We start from the raw sequence: 4,045 nt of genomic DNA on the forward strand, positions 1-4,045 counted from the left end.
GTCCGGCACCGCGCCGGCCCCGCCACGCAGCCGCAGCAGTCCGCGCGCGGGACCACGCAGCAGTCCGCGCGCGGGACCACGCAGCAGTCCGCGCGCGGGACCACGCAGCAGCACGCCCCGCTGCGCCTGACCCGCAGCCGCACCGCCTGGGCGCTCGCCGTCTTCTTCGGCCTCCAGGCCACGGCCGCCTACATCACCATGGGCTGGATGCCGCAGATCTTCCGGGACGCCGGCGTCCCGGCCGGCACCGCGGGCGTGCTGCTCGCCGTCACCATGGTGATGGGCGTGCCGCTCGCCTTCGTCATCCCGAGGGTCGCCACCCGCCTGCCCCACCAGGGGCCGATCGTGCTGGTCCTGGGCGTCTGCGGCCTCGCCGGATACGCCGGTCTGTACTTCGCCCCCGCCGGTGGCGCCTGGGCCTGGGCCCTGCTGCTCGGCGTCTCCAACTGCGCCTTCCCGCTCGCCCTGACGATGGTCGGCATGCGGGCCCGCAGCGGTCCGGGCGTGGCCCAGCTGTCCGCGTTCGCCCAGAGCACCGGCTATCTGATCTCCATCCCCGGCCCGCTGCTGGTCGGCGTGCTCTACCAGCAGAGCGGCGGCTGGGGACTGCCGATCGCGCTCATGGCGGCCCTGATGGTGCCGCAGATGGTGGTGGGCTTCCTGGCCGGCCGCGACCGGACGATCGAGGACGAGGCGACACGCTGAGCCGGCCCGGGTGCCCCCGGCGCCGCCGGACGGGCGCGGGGTGCGAGACTGGGCCCATGCAGCCTGTGCTCGACCCGAACCCGAAGAACGGCCAGAAGAAGCTGCTGCTCGTCTTCGGCTCGTTCCTCGCCATCTTCGTGATCATCGCCGTCGTGGCGACCATCGCCTCCCCCTGACGACGGCTTCTCCCGGGCCTGACGACGGGTTCTCCCGGGCCTGGCCACGGCCCCCGGGCCTGGCCACGGCCCCCGGGCCTGATGACGGCCCCCGGGCCTGACGGAGGCTTCTCCCGGGCCTGATGACGGCCCCCGGGCCTGGCGGAGGCTTCTCCCGGGCCTGGCCACGGCGCCCGGGTCTGACCACGCCTCCCCGGGGCCGATGGTGGGGCTGGCCCCACCATCCCCTAGGGGGCCAGGGTCAGGGTCAACTGGGTGGAACTCCGGATGGGTTGGCGGGCCCGGATTCCGTAGCTTCGAGATGTGGCCGCGGCAGGCGGTCACGGACCCGCTCGAGGCCCCACGGAGGCGACCATGCCGGCCCGCACCCACCCCCGCCCCCACCCGGCGACCACGGGCGGCGCCGCCATCCGGCTGCCCTGGTGGGCGCTCGCCCTGCCCGCCCTCGCGTTCGTCGTGCTGCTCGCCCTGATAGCGAACCCCTCGGACGCCCAGGCGGCGAGCGGCGCCCCGGCGGTCGCCCGGGTCCTGGAGCACGCCCGGCAGCTCCTCACCCGCTGACGGCACCCGCGGCTCGTCGCGGTGAATCCCCACGTCAACTCCCTGCGCCAGGTGGCCTGTTTCATGCGAAGCTGGGACCCATGAGCGTCGCAGAACCCCGCAGGATCGTCCTCTTCCGGCATGCGAAAGCCGACTGGCCCCAGGTCACCGACCACGAGCGCCCGCTCGCCGAGCGGGGCCGCACGGACGCCGCAGTCGCCGGACGCAGACTGGCCGACACCGGCGTCACCTTCGACCTGGCCCTGTGCTCCACGGCGACCCGCACCCGCGAGACCTGGAAGCTCGCGGTCCACGAGCTGGCGCACCGGCCGAAGACCGTCTACGAGGAGCGGGTCTACGAGGCCTCGCCCGGCGAGCTGATCGCCGTGCTCAACGAGGTCCCCGACGACGTGCGGAACGTGATCCTGATCGGCCACAACCCGGGCGTCCACGGCCTCGCCGACATCCTGACCGGCTCGGCCGAGGGGGACGCCCGCGAACGGATGAACCGCCGCGGCTTCCCCGCCGCCGGCTTCGTCCTGCTGACCTTCGACGGCCCCTGGAAGGCCGTCGAACCCGGCGCGGCCACGCTCACGGAGTACTGGGCCCCCTCCGACTGACCCGGCGCCGTTCGGGCGCACGGAACGGCGCGGGGCCCGCCGCACCTCACCGGGTGCCGGGGCCCTGCGCCCGGCCCTGCGCCGGGCCCGTGCGGGCCGCGGTTCCGCTCAGTCCTCGTCGTGCGTGTCGGCGGCCTCGACCTCTTCCCGGGTGACACCGAGGAGATACAGGACGGTGTCGAGGAAGGGGAAGTTCACCGCCGTGTGCGCCGCCTCCCGGACCACCGGCTTGGCGTTGAAGGCCACGCCCAGGCCCGCCGCGTTCAGCATGTCCAGGTCATTGGCGCCGTCACCGATCGCCACCGTCTGCGACAGCGGCACCCCGGCCTCCGCGGCGAACCGGCGCAGCAGCCGCGCCTTGCCCGCCCGGTCCACGATCTCTCCCACGACCCGGCCGGTCAGCCTGCCGTCGACGATCTCCAGCGTGTTGGCCTGCGCGAAGTCCAGCCCCAGCCGCTCCTGCAGGTCATCGGTGACCTGGGTGAAGCCACCGGAGACCACCCCCACTTGGTAGCCGAGCCGCTTCAGGGTGCGGATGAGGGTGCGCGCGCCCGGCGTCAGCCGGACCTGCTCCCGCACCTTCTCCACCACCGACGCGTCCAGCCCCGCCAGCAGCGCCACGCGCGCGTGGAGCGACTGCTCGAAGTCCAGCTCCCCGCGCATCGCCGCCGCCGTCACCGCGGCGACCTGGTCCTCACAGCCGGCGTGCGCGGCGAACAGCTCGATGACCTCGTCCTGGATCAGGGTCGAGTCCACGTCCATGACCACGAGCCGCTGCGCACGCCGGTGCAGCCCCGCCGAGACCACCGCGATGTCGACACCCAGTGCCGCGGCGTCGGAGGCCAGGGCTGTGCGCAGCGGTTCGGTCTCCACGCCGGACACCGCGAACTCCACCGCGGTCACCGGATACTTGGCCAGCCGGAAGATCCGGTCGATGTTGCCGCCGGCCTTCGCGATCCGGGCGGCGATCGCGGCCGTCGACTCGGCGGTGAGGGGGTGACCGAGAACGGTCACCAGGGAGCGCCCGAGGCCGCGGGGCCGGTTGTCGCCGTGCCCCGAGATGATCTCCGCCTGCATCCTCATCGACTCGGCCCAGCTGTGCACGGTGGCCCGCAGGTCACCCTCCAGACCGGCCGGCGGCTGCGTGACCAGCACGCACAGCACCAGGCGGCCCCGGGTGACGACCTGCTCGATGTCGACCACGTCTACGAGGTAGGCGGCGAGAGTGTCGAAGAGGCCCGCCGTGATGCCCGGCTGATCCTTGCCGAAGATCTTGACGAGGAGGGTGGGGACCTCGGAGGTCTGCGAAGCGGAGATCTGCGAAGCGCTCATGGTGGCACCACCGTATCCGGCACCCGGTGCCGCTCGCCGCCGAGGTCCGCCTGACGGACACGGAACAATGAGTGGCGGACCGGTGTCAGGGACCTTGCCGCCGGAAATCGGCGCCGCGCATGCGCCGGACACCGCCCCGGCTCCACCACGAGGGTGCCACGCCGGACCGGCTCCGGCGATCCGCGCGGACCGCAGCGAGCACTCAACCGTGCCGCTTCGGCTCCCCGGGAGGGCGCGGAGGGGGCGGAGGGGACGGCCACCCGTCGTCCGGCGCCCCCTCCCACCGCCCGTCAGGCAGTTCGTCAGGCCGTTCGTCCGACCGTGGTGCCGGTCGCCCGCGCGGTCGCGGGGGAGGGCCGAGAGGTGCGGCGATGGTCGGGGCGCTGTACATGTCCTGTCCGGCGGCGGGCGGCCAGACGTCCCGGGGCTCCTCCGGCAGCCGCAGGTACGGGTTGGTGCGGGGGTCGGGCGGCCGGTACGGCCTGCTCGGCAGGTAGGGGCCGACCTCGGAGACGTACCCGGGACGCCGGGCAGCACCGCCGCCCTGCCCTCCGATCACCCCGCCCCCCTCGCCCCCGGCACCGCCACCCCCGCCGCACCCGTAAACCCCCGGCCCAGCGCCCTCCGCCATGCCCGGCTCCGCACCGGTGCCCCCCACCGCGCCGGGCCACG

At 74.3% G+C, this 4,045-nt stretch carries 4 protein-coding genes and 1 pseudogene; 4 read left to right on the forward strand and 1 reads right to left on the reverse strand.

The window, feature by feature from the left end; translation table 11 throughout:
• From GT045_RS35290 to GT045_RS35300, 4 genes and pseudogenes are all read left to right on the forward strand, one after another.
• Positions 1–705: pseudogene (locus tag GT045_RS35290) on the forward strand (MFS transporter); the annotation flags it as partial.
• A 56-nt stretch (positions 706–761) separates the two neighbouring features.
• The gene (locus GT045_RS40605; protein WP_272921377.1) at positions 762–881 is read left to right on the forward strand and encodes an SGM_5486 family transporter-associated protein; all 120 of its coding nucleotides are present in this window, start codon (positions 762–764) and stop codon (positions 879–881) included.
• 354 nt (positions 882–1,235) lie between these two features.
• The gene (locus GT045_RS35295) at positions 1,236–1,442 is read left to right on the forward strand and encodes a hypothetical protein (protein ID WP_161336713.1); all 207 of its coding nucleotides are present in this window, start codon (positions 1,236–1,238) and stop codon (positions 1,440–1,442) included.
• An 80-nt stretch (positions 1,443–1,522) separates the two neighbouring features.
• Positions 1,523–2,041, forward strand: a complete 519-nt coding sequence (locus GT045_RS35300) for a histidine phosphatase family protein (protein ID WP_161287494.1) — start codon at positions 1,523–1,525, stop codon at positions 2,039–2,041.
• A 108-nt stretch (positions 2,042–2,149) separates the two neighbouring features.
• Here GT045_RS35300 and serB read toward each other — a convergent pair whose 3' ends face one another.
• Positions 2,150–3,373: a phosphoserine phosphatase SerB gene (serB, locus tag GT045_RS35305; RefSeq protein ID WP_202529324.1), complete on the reverse strand. Its 1,224-nt coding sequence runs from the start codon at positions 3,371–3,373 to the stop codon at positions 2,150–2,152.
• Positions 3,374–4,045 lie beyond the last annotated feature (672 nt).

Origin of the sequence: Streptomyces sp. SID486, from assembly GCF_009865385.1 — a bacterium.
In the GTDB taxonomy this organism is placed as follows: domain Bacteria; phylum Actinomycetota; class Actinomycetes; order Streptomycetales; family Streptomycetaceae; genus Streptomyces.

Bases quoted from the DNA above. Each gene is read 5' to 3' on its own strand.
- GT045_RS40605 (WP_272921377.1), top strand. From the start codon at position 762: ATGCAGCCTGTGCTCGACCCGAACCCGAAGAACGGCCAGAAGAAGCTG.
- GT045_RS35295 (WP_161336713.1), top strand. From the start codon at position 1,236: ATGCCGGCCCGCACCCACCCCCGCCCCCACCCGGCGACCACGGGCGGC.
- GT045_RS35300 (WP_161287494.1), top strand. From the start codon at position 1,523: ATGAGCGTCGCAGAACCCCGCAGGATCGTCCTCTTCCGGCATGCGAAA.
- serB (WP_202529324.1), bottom strand. From the start codon at position 3,373: ATGAGCGCTTCGCAGATCTCCGCTTCGCAGACCTCCGAGGTCCCCACC.